We start from the raw sequence: 11,952 nt of genomic DNA on the forward strand, positions 1-11,952 counted from the left end.
ACCTCTTCCGGGTGGCAGATCACCCGGAAGGACCGGACCAATGACCACCGAATATTCACCGCGCCTGTTTGAGCGCGACGACGAAATCCGCACGCTTGGCGAGGGCTTGCTGGCGTGCGCCCTGCCGCGCGAAGCGTGGACGCACGAGGCGCACCTCGGCGCGTGCCTGTGGCTGCTGACCGAGCGCCCCGACGTCGATGTCGATACCGAGATCGGCGACATCATCCGCCGCTTTAACGAAAGCGTCGGCGGCGTGAACGACGACCAGGGCGGCTATCACGACAGCATTACCCGGGCTTATGTCGCGGGCGTGCGGCTGTTCCTGTCGGCGACCGCGGAGACCGGGCTCGCGGCGCGCGTCAACGCGCTGCTGCGCTCCGACATGGGCGGCCGCGACTGGCCGCTGCGCTTCTACAGCCGCGAGCTGCTCTTTTCGGTGCCGGCGCGGCGCGGGTTTTTGGAGCCGGACTTGGCGCCGCTGCCCTCCTAGAGCTTCATTCCCGGCGTCCAGCCGCTCCTGGCCAGGAATTCTGCGGGATCGCGCATCTCGATGATCTCGCGGATCGCCTTTGTCTTATTGGCTTCGCCGTTATAGTGCGCCTTGGCGACGCGATAGCCGACCCAATAGCCAAGATCACCCGGCCAGTCTTCGCTACCTCGCTGGTTGTAGAGCCAGCGCGATCCAATCGCCTTGCCGTCCTTCTCGGCCAAGAAAGCCTCCTCGATCGCCGCTTCGCGTCCCCTCGTCCAGCGATGCAGATGCGTATAACCCACCGATCCCGATATCTGTTCGGCGACGAATTCGGCCGCGCCTTCAACCAGCGCCGCGTGCAGCACCGTCTCGTCACTGCTCTCCATCTGCGCCAGCGGCTGCTGCGCATGGGCATATTCATGCGCGATGACATGCACGAATCGGTCCTCGTCATCGGTTTCCAAAAACTTCGCCGCGCACAACGCTTCTAGCGAGACGTAAAGCCCTTTGCCGTTGGCCGCCGCGACGGGGGCGCCGCGACTGACCGCGATCGTGATGGGCGGAAATATCGCCGCGGGATAAAGCGCGGCGAGCCGATCGGTTGCCGTGCCCAGACGCGTGCGAATGGCGCCGAGATGTTGCGCGCAGCCGCGCGCGTCGCGATAGAGTTCGGGCTTTTCGCGCAGCGCCTTGGCGACCCGTTCGGGCGTGATGCGGCGCATCGCCATATATTCGCGCAGCCCCGGCGACGCATCCGCCAGGTAGCGCGCGGCGAGCATATCGGGCTGCGCGAAAAGGGCGGGATCGTCGTACAGCGCATAGAAGCGGTCGACGTCCAAGGTCGCGATGTCGACGCGGGCCTTGGCGCCCGCGCTGGTCCTCTCCACCGCTTGACCTACAGCGCTTGCGGCCAGCGTGGCGGCGAGCAGCGCTCCAGCGATCGTATAGCGCATCAGGCTTTCTTCTCCGCCACATAGGCATCGACATTCTGCGCCAGCACGTCGAGCGGGACGTTGCCGCCCTTGACGACGACATCATCGAAATCGCGGAGGTCATATTTCGTCCCCAGCGCCTCTTGCGCGAGCCCGCGCTGGCGGACGATCTCGCTATGCCCGACCTTGTAGCCGCACGCCTGTCCGGCCCAGCTGCAATAACGGTCAACCTCGCTCGCGACCTCGAGCGGGTTCGAGCCATTCTCCTTGACGAAAAACTCGACGCCCTGCTCGCGCGTCCAGCGTTTGGCGTGGATGCCGGTGTCGACGACGAGACGGCAGGCGCGGAACGCCAGCGACTGAAGATAGCCGAGGCGCCCGACCTCGAAATCGTCATAGAGCCCCAGCTCGTCGGCGAGCTGTTCCGCGTACAGGGCCCACCCTTCCGAATAGGCGTTGAACGCCAGCATCGTGCGAATGAGCGGCATCTGGTTCGAATATTCGCCCTGCCACACATGCCCGGGGATCGCCTCGTGCATCGTCAGGTCGGGGAGCGAATATTTGCTGTGGAGCTCGGTCGTGCGCAGGTTGATCCAGAATTTGCCCGGGACGCTGCCGTCGATCGACCCCGCGCCGCCATAGGCCGCGGGCGCGCCGGGTTCCTCGGCGAGCGGCAGGCGCTTCACCTCGACATTGCCCTTCACCAAAGTGCGGAAGGCGCGCGGCAATTGCGCGCGGATCTTGCCGAGCCACGTCTGGATATAGGCGTGGATCTCGGCGCGGCCCGCGTCATTGTCGGGGAATTTGAAGCGCGGGTCCTTGGCGAGCGCGTTCATCCGGTCGCCGACAGAGCCCTGCGTGTAGCCGAGCTTCTTGAGGATCGGCTCCATCCGGCCGTGGAGTTCGGCGAGCTCTTCGCGGCCCATCGCGTGGATCTCGTCGGGTGTCATGCGCGTCGTGGTCGAGGCGCGGAGCCCCCAGGCATACCATTCGTCGCCGCCCGGCCGCGCCCACATGCCCGCGTCCATCGTCGCCTTGGCGCGCTGCGCCTTCAGCTCGGCGAGCTGGCGTTCGAGCGCGGGGACGACCGCGCCGCGCGTGATCGTCTCGGCGCGCGGACCCCAATTGCCCGCGATCTTTTGCTCGCGGGTCCTTTTCGCGAGGCTTTCGACAAGTCCGCCGCCTTCGCGCGCATCGGCAAGGCTCGCCTCCATCTGCTTGACCGCCTTGTCGATCAGGAACGCGGGGGCGATCAGCCCCTGTCCGCCCGCGGCCTTCAGCCGTTCGGTCTCGCCGTCGAGCGCGCCGGGAAAGGCATTGAGGCGAGAGAGATAGGCTTCGGCATCCGCGGCATTCTTCACCGGGTGGTCGCTGTCGAGGAACTTTGGCACATCGAGATAGGCGCCGACATTCTGGATCACGACATAGGGCGTGTTGCGCCAGCCGCCGACCGCGACGTCGCCATAGGGCAGGGCAAAGCCGTCGAGCGCGACGCCATAGGCGCTTTCGACGACCGCAAGGCTGGTGCGCGTGCTGTGATCGAGGCCCGCCTTGTCGAACGCGCGGACGCGCGCGAGATCGGCCTTGAGTGTGTCGGCGACGGCTTTCTGTCCGGCCGCCGAGCGGTCGCCGAGCTTGCCGCGTTCGGCAGCGCGTGCGCCGGTATCGATGCCGAGCGACGTTGCGCCTTCGGGCGAGAGCGCGAGCAGATTGTCGGCGACCGAATCGAGCAGTTTCTGCGCGTCACTCTTTGGCGGCGACTGCAGCGCGGTCGCTGGACCGGCGAGAGCAAGGCCCGCAGTGCCCGCCCCGAGCGTGGCGAGCGTCTGGCGGCGGCTGACGGGGGTAGAAAGTGGATTGGACACGGACGGCTCCCTGCGACTTGTTTCTTGTGAAACCTGTCTAGGCAGCGCCGCGCGCGGGTCAACGAAAAGGGGCCGGAAAAGCATGCGCCCTCCCGACCCCCGTCGAAAATTATCGGCCGTCTATCAGTCGGTAAGGTCGGCGGGCACCTTGCCGCCGTTCGCCGCGAGTTCGCGCATCACCGCCTTGTGCAGCCAGATATTCATTTCGGCGCTGCCGTCGAGTTCGCCGGTGTAGCCGAGTTCCTGTGCCAGTTCCTTGCGGTTGGCGAGGCTCGAATCGATCCCGAGCAGCTTCATCAGGTCGACGATCGACGTGCGCCAGTTGAGATCCTGTCCGGCATTGGCGGCCTCGGCGGTGAGGATCGCATCGACGTCGACCGGCGCGGCGGCCGCGGCGGCCATGGCTTGTGTCGCGGCGTCGAGCGCGGAGCCGACGGGGTTGGGGGCTGCCGGGGCGGCGGGTTCTGCGGCGACGGCCTTCTTGCCGAAGATGGCGTCCTTGATCTTGCCGAAAATGCTCATTGTGTAGCTCCCACTAGAAAAGCGGCCCAACCCGGAAGAGGCGAGTCGAACAGCTGCACGCTAGGACTATGCATTTGAGAATGACAGTCAAAAGACCGACTCGTTCTTCGACCGTGCGCTGCTATACTGATCGACGGCGGCGCGGTTCGCTCTGCGCCCGAACGGGAGTATGATGACATGAATCTCACCGACATTTTGGCACAGGCCGGCGGCATCGAATCGATGGCGAACCAGCTGGGAATTCCGCCCGCGATGGCCAAGCAGGGCGCCGACGCGCTGCTCCCCGCTATTCTTGGCGGGTTCAAGAAGCAGGCGCAATCGGGCGGCGGGGTCGAAGGACTTGGGGGACTGCTCGGTCAGCTCGGCGGCGGCGGCCTGCTCGACTCGGTTCTCGGACCGCAGACGACCCCGGTTGAACAGGGCAATGACGTGCTCGGTCAGATTTTCGGGTCAAAGGACGTCAGCCGTACCGTCGCCGGACAGGCGGCGGCGCAGACCGGGATCGACTCGGGGATTCTCAAGCAGATGCTGCCGATGCTCGCGATGATGGCCGCGGGCTATATGGCGAAGCAGGGCGGACAGGGCGGCGAGAGCGGTGGCCTTGGCGGCATGCTCGGCAATGTGCTCGGCGGCGCGATGGGCGGCGGTGCGGCACCGTCGGCAGGCGGCCTCGGCGGAAGCCTGGGCGGGCTCGGCAAGATGCTCGACATGGACGGCGACGGCAATCCGCTCGACGACATCATGGGCATGGTCAACAAGATGCGTGGATAGCGGGTGCCCCCTCCCGCAGGCGGGAGGGGAGAAGGGTCACGCTGCGATCAGGCGCAGTTCTTCACGGAAATCCTCGTCCACCCCGATGCGGTTTCGCATCGGGGTGACGGCTCCATCCGATGTGGCATCACCTTCTTCGAACAGCGCGCAGGCTGCTTCGCCGCCGCGCGCGAGGCTATAGCGTTGCGCGACCTTGCCGGTCGGACGGAAGCCCAGTTTGCGCAGAACAGCGCCCGACGCGGGATTGTCGAGGAAGTGACCCGCGGTAAGCTTCGGCAGGCCCATCGCACGCGCGATATGGACGAGCTGTCGCCCCGCCTCGGTCGCAAAGCCAAGGCCCCAATAGGGCCGCGCGATCCAGTATCCCATTTCGGGCCCACCTTCGGGGCTCGGCGAAATGCCGCAGCCGCCGACAAGGCGCGGGGCGCCGCCGGTGCGGGCGAAGATCAGGAAACGCGGCTGCGTCGGGTCGAGCGGCTTGCTCAGGAACGCCTGCGCCTCGTCCTCACCATAGGGCCAGGGTGCGGTCGCAAGGTTACGGACCACCGCTTCCTCGCCGATCGCACGGGCGAGTGCGGGTGCATCTTCCAACCAGCCGGGCCGCAGCAACAGTCTTTCGGTACGCGCGAACATCTTTTCTAACTCCCAATGCCTGTCGCCTTGGCGCCAGATGGTGACGCTTTGACGACATTCGATATGGAGGGAGATGGACGGCCCCGTTTTCGCGCCCGATCGTCACAAGTGACGGATTTTGGACAAGAAAAAAGGGAGACCGGGGGTGACCCGTCTCCCTCTTTTCGAACTTTGTTCCCGCTGGTGCGGAAAGGACCGTTCCGGGTCATCCCTTGGTGGACGACCCTGGAAGATCGTCCTTATTCGGCGGCTTCCGCCATGGCGTCGACCGACACATATTTGCGGCCAAGCTTGCCATCGTGGAATCGGACGTGGCCTTCGGCGGTTGCGAAGAGCGTGTGGTCCTTGCCCATGCCAACGTTGACACCCGGGTAAACCTTGGTGCCGCGCTGACGCACGATAATGTTGCCGCCGATCACTTCCTGACCGCCGAACTTCTTCACGCCAAGGCGGCGGCCGGCTGAGTCGCGACCGTTGCGCGAAGAACCGCCTGCTTTCTTATGTGCCATGACTGATGCTCCTTAATTCGTTCGTTCGAGAGGCCGAGCCGCGTTGCCGCGCTCAGGCTTCCTTCTTGGGGGCTGCCTTCTTGGCAGCGGGCTTCTTTGCGGGCGCTTCGGCAGCGGCTTCGGTCTTCGGAGCAGCGGCCTTCTTGGGTGCGGCTTCCTTGGCCGGTGCAGCCTTGGCTTCGGCGGCCGGAGCGGCCTCTGCCTTCGGAGCGGCTTCCTTCTTCGGCGCGGCCTTCTTGGCATCGCCGACGGCGAGGATGCGCAGCAGCGTCAGCGACTGGCGGTGGCCGTTGCGGCGGCGATAGTTGTGCCGGCGGCGCTTCTTGAAGACGATGACCTTTTCGCCGCGCGTCTGGGCGATGATCTCGGCCGAAACGACGAGGCCGTCGGCGCTCTTCACTTCGCCGCCGTCACCGGCCAGCAGGATGTCGCCCAGCGACACGGTGTCGCCAGCTTCGCCGTCGATCTTTTCAACGGCGATCTTGTCTCCGGCGGCGACGCGATACTGCTTGCCGCCCGTGCGCACGATTGCGAACATGGTCTTCCATCCAATCAGAAACTAAAACACCCACGCTGCCAGTCACCCGCCAAAGCAGGCGATTTTTCCGGCATGCGGGAAAGTCAGCGCCACTAGCGAGCCAAGCCGTCGCTGTCAACCGCCAAATCCCGTGCCTTTCATCCGAAAGCGCGGGGCTGCACCGATTATCGCACGCGCTGCCGATTCGGTGCTTGCTGCGCCGCCGACGCGCCCATATCAGGGGCGGCGATGAAGCGCGCCTTTCTTTTCGTCCCGCTGCTCCTGTCGCTGCCCGCTTGCGCCGCGACGCAGGCCAACGACGGACCCTCGCTTGCGAAGCGTGCGGTCGAGGGGCGATTCGATGTCGCGCCCCCCGCGGTCGTCGTCGCGCCCCCGGGGCCGCTGCCCACCGACCTTGCCGGACGGCTTCAGCGCTGGGAATCGGATGGAGCCGCAGGCCAGCAGGCATTTGCCGCCGAACGGGCTGCGACGGCATCGGCGGTTTCGGCGGCCGCGGGCGCGCCCGTCGCCAGTGAACGCTGGGTGGTCGCGCAGCAGGCGATCTCGCGTCTCGCCGCCGCACGCGCGCCGCTAACCGCGGCGCTGGCCGATATCGATCGCCTCTATATCGAGCGTAGCGTCGACGAGCAGATCGACGGGCTTCCCGACATTTATGCGCTGCGCGACCGGCTCGCCGATCTGGCCTCGACGCAGGATGCGGTGCTGGAAGCGATGAACGCGCAGCTGCCGGGGCAATAGCGCTACTGATTCAGCCCGTGCTTTTTCAGCGCGTGGCGGATCTGATCGTAACTGAGGCCCAGCGCCTCGGCCGCAACCTTCTGGTTAAAACGGCAGCGCGCCATCGTGTCCGACAATATCTGCTTTTCATAAGCGTCGACAGCCGCGCGCAGGTCGCTGACCGGGCCCGAGGGCGGCGCGGCGGAGGCGTGCGCGGCGTCGTTTGCCGGCGCCGGGGCGGATGCCTCGGGCCTCGCGGGGGCCTTCCGCGACACCGGCTGCCACGGGCTTGCGAACGGATCGAAGCTCAGCGCGTCGACCGGCTTTTCGGGATCGGCCCAGCGATAGATGGCGCGCTCGATCACGTTCCTGAGTTCGCGGACATTGCCCGGCCAGTCGTGCCCCTCCATCGCCGCGAGCGCGCGCGGGCCGAAACCCGGCCACTCGTCCCAGCCGAGCACCGCCGCCATGCGCTGCCCGAAATATTCGGCGAGCACCTCGATGTCGCCTTCGCGCGCGCGCAGCGGGGGCAGGGTGATGACCTCGAACGACAGCCGGTCGAGCAGGTCGGCGCGGAAGCGATTGTCCTCGGCGAGCGCGGGCAGATGTTCGTTCGTCGCCGCGACGATACGTACGTCGACGCGGATCGGGCGCGACGAGCCGACGCGCGTCACCTCGCCATATTCGACCGCGCGGAGCAGGCGTTCCTGCGCCCCCATCGACATCGTCGCGAGTTCGTCGAGGAACAAGGTGCCGCCGTCGGCCTCCTCGAAGCGCCCCGCGCGCGTGCGCGTCGCGCCAGTGAAGGCGCCCGCCTCGTGCCCGAACAATTCGGACTCGATCAGCGTCTCGGGCATCGCGGCGCAATTCATGATGACATAGGGGCGGTCCCAGCGCGTCGACAGGCGGTGGAGGCGTTCGGCGATCAGTTCCTTGCCGGTCCCGCGCTCGCCGATAACCAGCACCGGGCGGTCGAGCGAGGCTGCGAGGCTCGCGCGTTCGACCGCGTCCTGAAACGCCGCCGATTGGCCGATAAATTGGGTCTCGCGCTCCATTCCCAATCATTGGCAAATTTTCCCGCTCATTGGCAAGTCAAATCGATTGGAGGTGCGATTTCCGCGTGAAGTTCGGCGGTTTTCCGTGAGCGCGCGCAATTGGCACGCCCTATGCATTGTTTCAGTCGAACCGGCGCAAATCGTGCCGGCGCAGCGAAAACTACAGGGAAGGTTGATCCATGAAAACGATGTTTGCCCAGGCCACCAATTTCGCGCTCAGCGCGGTCGGAGCGCTTGCCATCCTCGTCGGCGTGATCGACCAGCCCCAGGTTGCCGCCAGCGTCACCGGCACCCCCGCCGGCCCGCTGGTTGCCGCTGTCATGTCCCCGGCGGTCAGCGCTTTGGCCTGACCGGCACTGGTGCCGGGGCACTCTCCCCCCTTGCCCCGCCCCGGCACCAGCTTTTCTTAAAACAGACACCCTCTAAAACAGACACTGGGTCTCAAGATTTCGACAGGAGTTTCAAAATGGGTATTTTTTCACGAACCCGCGACATCATCGCCGCCAACGTCACCGACCTGCTCGACCGGGCCGAAGACCCCGAAAAGATGATCCGCCAGATCATCTTCGAGATGAACGAAACGCTCGTCGAAGTTCGCGCCTCCGCCGCCCGCACGATCGCGGACCAGAAGGAAATGCGCCGCCACATCGCCAAGCTCGAAAGCCTGCAGGACAGCTGGAAGGAAAAGGCCGAACTCGCGCTGTCGAAGGACCGCGAAGACCTCGCCACCGCCGCGCTCGTTGAAAAGCAGAAGGCCGGTGACATGGCCGAGAAGCTGAAGGCCGAGATCGCCGTCCTCGACGACGCGCTGACCGGTTACGAGGCCGACATCGCCAAGCTGCAGAAGAAGCTTTCGGAAGCCCGCGCTCGCCAGTCGAGCGTCGTCAACCGCCTCGAGAGCGCCGAGAATCGCTACAAGCTGCGCGAGATGACCAACGGCGACCGGGTCGAAGACGCCTTCTCGCGCTTCGAGATCCTCGAACGCCGCGTCGACGAAGCCGAAGGCCGCGCCGATGCGCTGAGCCTGGGCTATAAAAAGTCGCTCGACGAAGAGATCGCCGAACTGCAGGCCGCCGACAAGGTTGCCGACGAACTCGCCGCGCTGAAGGCCGCGCAGGCCAGCAAGCAGTAAGGAGCAAGGCCGATGGAAGAGATCATCATCGTCCCGATCGTCATCGGAACCCTCTTCCTCGGTCTGCCTTGGCTGATCCTCCACTACATCACGAAGTGGAAACAGGCCAAGACGCTGACCGGAGAAGACGAACAGCTGCTCGACGAACTCTACGATACGGCACGGCGGCTCGAAAACCGCCTGCACACCGTCGAACGCATCATCAGCGCCGACCATCCCGACTTCCGCCCCGCGGTACGCAGCGATGAAGAGCTGGCGCAACTCGAAAACAATAGCCGGAGGAACTGAGATGTCTGCCAGCCGCACAAAATTCTACCTCGACAAACAGAACGGCAAATGGAGCGGTGTGTGCGCCGGGATCGCGGATTATAGCGGGATCGACGTCCTCTGGGTCCGCGTTGGCGCGGTCCTCCTGACCCTGATGGGCGGTTTCCCCTGGACGCTGATCGCTTACTGGATGGTCGCCTGGATGGGCACCCCCAAGCCGTTCGCGCTCTATGGTTCGAGCGAGGAAGCGAAATTCTGGCAGGGTGTGCGTAGCAACCCGACCGCATCGACCCGCGACATCAAGTCGCGCTTCCGCGACATCGACCGCCGGCTTGCCGACATCGAACAATATTACACGAGCCACAACCGCCGCCTCGCGGACGAGATCGACGCTCTCCGCTGATCGGGCCTCACGCGGAAACGGCAACAGGGAGGAAGATACATGAATTTCGGTGGCACCACTTTTGTCCTCGCCATCATCGCATTGTCGATCGGCGGCTGGATGTTCACCACCTGGATCCGCGCCAAGCACGGCTATCCCGTTGAGAATGAATGGGGCGGCACGGTTCATCGAACCGACCCCGACGCTGATCGAAAAATCGCCCTGCTGACCGATGACAACGCCAAGCTGGCGGGGCAGGTCAGCCGGCTGGAAGAGCGGATTTCGGTGCTCGAACGCATCGCGACCGAAAACCATGGTCAGGCGGCAGAGCTCGCCAGCCAGATCGACCGCCTGCGCTGAGAGGATAGAAGACAATGAATCTGGACGTCCTGAACGCCATCGCCCCCGTCATCGCCACCATAGGTTTGGCCGGGGTCGGAGGGTGGGTCTTCACCACCTGGCTCCGCGTCAAGAACGGTTATCCGCTCGAAAACAGCTGGGGCAAGGCGGTTTATCCCAAGACCAGCGACGAGGCGATGGAACGCGTCAAGCTGATCAGCCAGGAAAATGCCCAGCTGCGCGCCGAGCTCGGTTCGGTGAAGGATCGCCTCGCGGTGATCGAGCGCATCGTCACCGATGAGAGCCACCGGCTGAGCCACGAGATCGAAGCGCTGCGGCGCCCCTCGAACTAAGCGCCGGACTGAGAGGAACGAACATGGAAGTCATCTTCATTCTCGCCATCGTCGTCGGGCTGCCCGTCACCCTGGCCATCGGTTACGCCGCCTATGAGCGGACGCTGAAGTTCAAGGAAAAGCAATTCCAGGCGATCACGCACGAGACCGCCGAAAAGGCCGCGCAATATGCGGCGCAAACCGAACGGCTGGAGGCCCGCGTCCGCGTTCTCGAGCGCATCGTTACCGACAAGGGAATCGATGTCGCCGACGAGATCGAAAAGCTGCGCGACGCCCCGCTGAACTAAAACAAAGATATACGGAAAGGATCTTCCCCATGGGCCCGTTTGAAATGGTTGTCGGCATCGTCCTGATCGTGACCATCGGCAGCATTGTCCGCGCCAAGCACGGCATCCGCCGCGATCACAAGGGCGGCGACTATTTCGTCGCCACCGACAATGGAGAGACCAAGGCGCTGCAAGCCGAAATCCGCGCACTCAAGGAGCGGATCCAGGTGCTCGAACGCATCGCCACCGACCACAACCGCGCGGTCACGCTCGATCAGGAAATCGAGAAATTGCGCGACAACAGCAAAATCTGAATGCCGGAAAAGGAGCAACGCTCATGGCTTTCATCACCCCCGACTTCACTGCCGCGGCGATCGCGCTGACCGCACTGACCATCGTCAGTCTCGTCGCGCTGCGCGGCTGGCGCGACTGGATCCAGCTCAAGCGCGAGGAACTCGCCGCCGGGCACGCGCCGCTGGCGCAGGATCCGGGCGTTCCGCACGCCGGGTCGCGGATCGAGATCGCCGACCTCAAGGAACGGCTGCGCAAGCTCGAAGCCATCGCGGCGGGGGTCGACCTCTAATCACCCCGACCCGCGCGGCACCGGCCCGCTCCCCTGTCCGTCGCCATCCGTCCGGCGGCTGACAGGGGAGCGGGCCGATGTCGTTTCAGGCCTCTTTCAACTTGGCGCCATCTATGCGAGTGGCGCGGCCATGCGCAGCCTGACCGATATCTTCGACGAATATGATTTTCTCGACGGCGACGATCGCTATCGCCTGCTGATCGAACTCGGCCGGACGCTCGAGCCGATGCCCGATGCGCTTAAGACCGACGCGACATTGGTGCGCGGCTGTTCGGCCAGCGTCTGGGTCTATCCGGTGCCGCGCGACGATGGCCGCCTCCATTTCCTCGCCGACAGCAATGCCGCGATCACCAAGGGGATCGTTGCGCTCGTGCTGACCGCGGTGCAGGACAAGCCCGCGGCCGAAGTGGCCGCGATGGACGTCGCGGCGGCGCTCGCCCCCTTCGACCTCACGCGCCAGCTGTCATCGAACCGCACGCAGGGCGTCCCCAACATGATCGCGCTGGTGCAGGATACGGCGCACCGCATCGCCGCGGGCTGATCTGGCGAACGGATGCCAGCCGCCCCATTTCGCATCGCTCAAAGAAAAAGGGCGCGGGAGTTGCCCTCCCGCGCC

At 65.1% G+C, this 11,952-nt stretch carries 20 protein-coding genes; 13 read left to right on the forward strand and 7 right to left on the reverse strand.

The window, feature by feature from the left end; all coding sequences use genetic code 11:
* The first annotated feature begins 40 nt into the window (after positions 1–40).
* On the forward strand, positions 41–490 hold the full coding sequence (locus ASD73_RS21035; RefSeq protein WP_056367969.1) for a hypothetical protein: 450 nt from the start codon (positions 41–43) through the stop codon (positions 488–490).
* Here ASD73_RS21035 and ASD73_RS21040 read toward each other — a convergent pair.
* The 3 genes from ASD73_RS21040 to ASD73_RS21050 all read right to left on the reverse strand — a co-directional run bounded on the left by ASD73_RS21040 (position 487) and on the right by ASD73_RS21050 (position 3,791).
* Positions 487–1,425, reverse strand: coding sequence for a DUF2268 domain-containing putative Zn-dependent protease (locus tag ASD73_RS21040; RefSeq protein ID WP_056367971.1), 939 nt, complete (start codon positions 1,423–1,425; stop codon positions 487–489). The genes ASD73_RS21035 and ASD73_RS21040 overlap by 4 nt on opposite strands.
* Positions 1,425–3,269: a DUF885 domain-containing protein gene (locus tag ASD73_RS21045; RefSeq protein ID WP_056367973.1), complete on the reverse strand. Its 1,845-nt coding sequence runs from the start codon at positions 3,267–3,269 to the stop codon at positions 1,425–1,427. The genes ASD73_RS21040 and ASD73_RS21045 overlap by 1 nt, the downstream gene beginning before the upstream one ends.
* 123 nt (positions 3,270–3,392) lie before the next feature.
* Positions 3,393–3,791, reverse strand: coding sequence for a DUF3597 domain-containing protein (locus ASD73_RS21050; protein ID WP_056367974.1), 399 nt, complete (start codon positions 3,789–3,791; stop codon positions 3,393–3,395).
* Between the two features lie 177 nt (positions 3,792–3,968).
* Here ASD73_RS21050 and ASD73_RS21055 point away from each other — a divergent pair, with 177 nt between their 5' ends.
* Positions 3,969–4,562 (forward strand): DUF937 domain-containing protein, encoded by a 594-nt coding sequence (locus tag ASD73_RS21055; RefSeq protein WP_056367976.1) that lies wholly within the window; start codon positions 3,969–3,971, stop codon positions 4,560–4,562.
* A gap of 36 nt (positions 4,563–4,598) precedes the next feature.
* On the opposite strand, the gene ASD73_RS21060 is transcribed toward ASD73_RS21055, so the two are convergent.
* The 3 genes from ASD73_RS21060 to rplU all read right to left on the reverse strand — a co-directional run bounded on the left by ASD73_RS21060 (position 4,599) and on the right by rplU (position 6,242).
* Positions 4,599–5,195, reverse strand: coding sequence for a GNAT family N-acetyltransferase (locus tag ASD73_RS21060; RefSeq protein ID WP_056367978.1), 597 nt, complete (start codon positions 5,193–5,195; stop codon positions 4,599–4,601).
* A 239-nt stretch (positions 5,196–5,434) separates the two neighbouring features.
* Entirely contained in the window at positions 5,435–5,704 is a 270-nt protein-coding gene (rpmA, locus tag ASD73_RS21065) for a 50S ribosomal protein L27 (RefSeq protein ID WP_039577112.1), read from the reverse strand.
* A gap of 52 nt (positions 5,705–5,756) precedes the next feature.
* Positions 5,757–6,242: a 50S ribosomal protein L21 gene (gene rplU, locus ASD73_RS21070; RefSeq protein ID WP_056367981.1), complete on the reverse strand. Its 486-nt coding sequence runs from the start codon at positions 6,240–6,242 to the stop codon at positions 5,757–5,759.
* Between the two features lie 228 nt (positions 6,243–6,470).
* On the opposite strand from rplU, the gene ASD73_RS21075 reads away from it, so the two are divergent.
* Entirely contained in the window at positions 6,471–6,980 is a 510-nt protein-coding gene (locus tag ASD73_RS21075; protein WP_056367983.1) for a hypothetical protein, read from the forward strand.
* 2 nt (positions 6,981–6,982) lie between these two features.
* Here ASD73_RS21075 and pspF read toward each other — a convergent pair whose 3' ends face one another.
* On the reverse strand, positions 6,983–8,014 hold the full coding sequence (gene pspF / locus ASD73_RS21080) for a phage shock protein operon transcriptional activator (protein WP_056367985.1): 1,032 nt from the start codon (positions 8,012–8,014) through the stop codon (positions 6,983–6,985).
* A gap of 179 nt (positions 8,015–8,193) precedes the next feature.
* Here pspF and ASD73_RS22890 point away from each other — a divergent pair, with 179 nt between their 5' ends.
* From ASD73_RS22890 to ASD73_RS21125, 10 genes are all read left to right on the forward strand, one after another.
* The gene (locus ASD73_RS22890) at positions 8,194–8,364 is read left to right on the forward strand and encodes a hypothetical protein (protein WP_156377496.1); all 171 of its coding nucleotides are present in this window, start codon (positions 8,194–8,196) and stop codon (positions 8,362–8,364) included.
* 116 nt (positions 8,365–8,480) lie between these two features.
* Entirely contained in the window at positions 8,481–9,146 is a 666-nt protein-coding gene (gene pspA / locus ASD73_RS21085; RefSeq protein ID WP_056367987.1) for a phage shock protein PspA, read from the forward strand.
* 12 nt (positions 9,147–9,158) lie between these two features.
* A complete protein-coding gene (pspB, locus tag ASD73_RS21090) occupies positions 9,159–9,434 on the forward strand; it encodes an envelope stress response membrane protein PspB (protein WP_056367989.1) in 276 nt (91 codons plus the stop codon).
* 1 nt (position 9,435) lies between these two features.
* Positions 9,436–9,816, forward strand: a complete 381-nt coding sequence (pspC, locus tag ASD73_RS21095; RefSeq protein WP_056367992.1) for an envelope stress response membrane protein PspC — start codon at positions 9,436–9,438, stop codon at positions 9,814–9,816.
* Between the two features lie 39 nt (positions 9,817–9,855).
* Positions 9,856–10,155 carry a hypothetical protein gene (locus tag ASD73_RS21100; protein ID WP_056367994.1) on the forward strand — a complete coding sequence of 100 codons (300 nt, stop codon included), beginning with the start codon at positions 9,856–9,858 and terminating at the stop codon, positions 10,153–10,155.
* Between the two features lie 14 nt (positions 10,156–10,169).
* The gene (locus ASD73_RS21105; protein ID WP_056367996.1) at positions 10,170–10,487 is read left to right on the forward strand and encodes a hypothetical protein; all 318 of its coding nucleotides are present in this window, start codon (positions 10,170–10,172) and stop codon (positions 10,485–10,487) included.
* A 23-nt stretch (positions 10,488–10,510) separates the two neighbouring features.
* Entirely contained in the window at positions 10,511–10,774 is a 264-nt protein-coding gene (locus ASD73_RS21110) for a hypothetical protein (RefSeq protein WP_037513613.1), read from the forward strand.
* Between the two features lie 29 nt (positions 10,775–10,803).
* Positions 10,804–11,067 carry a hypothetical protein gene (locus ASD73_RS21115; RefSeq protein WP_056367997.1) on the forward strand — a complete coding sequence of 88 codons (264 nt, stop codon included), beginning with the start codon at positions 10,804–10,806 and terminating at the stop codon, positions 11,065–11,067.
* 23 nt (positions 11,068–11,090) lie between these two features.
* Entirely contained in the window at positions 11,091–11,336 is a 246-nt protein-coding gene (locus tag ASD73_RS21120; protein ID WP_056368000.1) for a hypothetical protein, read from the forward strand.
* A 130-nt stretch (positions 11,337–11,466) separates the two neighbouring features.
* A complete protein-coding gene (locus tag ASD73_RS21125) occupies positions 11,467–11,877 on the forward strand; it encodes a SufE family protein (protein ID WP_056368002.1) in 411 nt (136 codons plus the stop codon).
* Positions 11,878–11,952: the final 75 nt, after the last annotated feature.

Source organism: Sphingopyxis sp. Root154 (assembly GCF_001427105.1).
GTDB lineage: Bacteria > Pseudomonadota > Alphaproteobacteria > Sphingomonadales > Sphingomonadaceae > Sphingopyxis.

Excerpts from the sequence above, each read along its gene's own strand:
- ASD73_RS22890 (WP_156377496.1), top strand. The coding sequence starts at position 8,194 with ATGAAAACGATGTTTGCCCAGGCCACCAATTTCGCGCTCAGCGCGGTC.
- ASD73_RS21105 (WP_056367996.1), top strand. The coding sequence starts at position 10,170 with ATGAATCTGGACGTCCTGAACGCCATCGCCCCCGTCATCGCCACCATA.
- rplU (WP_056367981.1), bottom strand. The coding sequence starts at position 6,242 with ATGTTCGCAATCGTGCGCACGGGCGGCAAGCAGTATCGCGTCGCCGCC.
- ASD73_RS21125 (WP_056368002.1), top strand. The coding sequence starts at position 11,467 with ATGCGCAGCCTGACCGATATCTTCGACGAATATGATTTTCTCGACGGC.
- rpmA (WP_039577112.1), bottom strand. The coding sequence starts at position 5,704 with ATGGCACATAAGAAAGCAGGCGGTTCTTCGCGCAACGGTCGCGACTCA.
- pspB (WP_056367989.1), top strand. The coding sequence starts at position 9,159 with ATGGAAGAGATCATCATCGTCCCGATCGTCATCGGAACCCTCTTCCTC.
- ASD73_RS21050 (WP_056367974.1), bottom strand. The coding sequence starts at position 3,791 with ATGAGCATTTTCGGCAAGATCAAGGACGCCATCTTCGGCAAGAAGGCC.
- ASD73_RS21060 (WP_056367978.1), bottom strand. The coding sequence starts at position 5,195 with ATGTTCGCGCGTACCGAAAGACTGTTGCTGCGGCCCGGCTGGTTGGAA.
- ASD73_RS21120 (WP_056368000.1), top strand. The coding sequence starts at position 11,091 with ATGGCTTTCATCACCCCCGACTTCACTGCCGCGGCGATCGCGCTGACC.
- pspA (WP_056367987.1), top strand. The coding sequence starts at position 8,481 with ATGGGTATTTTTTCACGAACCCGCGACATCATCGCCGCCAACGTCACC.
- ASD73_RS21040 (WP_056367971.1), bottom strand. The coding sequence starts at position 1,425 with ATGCGCTATACGATCGCTGGAGCGCTGCTCGCCGCCACGCTGGCCGCA.
- ASD73_RS21115 (WP_056367997.1), top strand. The coding sequence starts at position 10,804 with ATGGGCCCGTTTGAAATGGTTGTCGGCATCGTCCTGATCGTGACCATC.
- pspC (WP_056367992.1), top strand. The coding sequence starts at position 9,436 with ATGTCTGCCAGCCGCACAAAATTCTACCTCGACAAACAGAACGGCAAA.
- ASD73_RS21035 (WP_056367969.1), top strand. The coding sequence starts at position 41 with ATGACCACCGAATATTCACCGCGCCTGTTTGAGCGCGACGACGAAATC.
- ASD73_RS21075 (WP_056367983.1), top strand. The coding sequence starts at position 6,471 with ATGAAGCGCGCCTTTCTTTTCGTCCCGCTGCTCCTGTCGCTGCCCGCT.
- ASD73_RS21055 (WP_056367976.1), top strand. The coding sequence starts at position 3,969 with ATGAATCTCACCGACATTTTGGCACAGGCCGGCGGCATCGAATCGATG.
- ASD73_RS21110 (WP_037513613.1), top strand. The coding sequence starts at position 10,511 with ATGGAAGTCATCTTCATTCTCGCCATCGTCGTCGGGCTGCCCGTCACC.
- ASD73_RS21100 (WP_056367994.1), top strand. The coding sequence starts at position 9,856 with ATGAATTTCGGTGGCACCACTTTTGTCCTCGCCATCATCGCATTGTCG.
- pspF (WP_056367985.1), bottom strand. The coding sequence starts at position 8,014 with ATGGAGCGCGAGACCCAATTTATCGGCCAATCGGCGGCGTTTCAGGAC.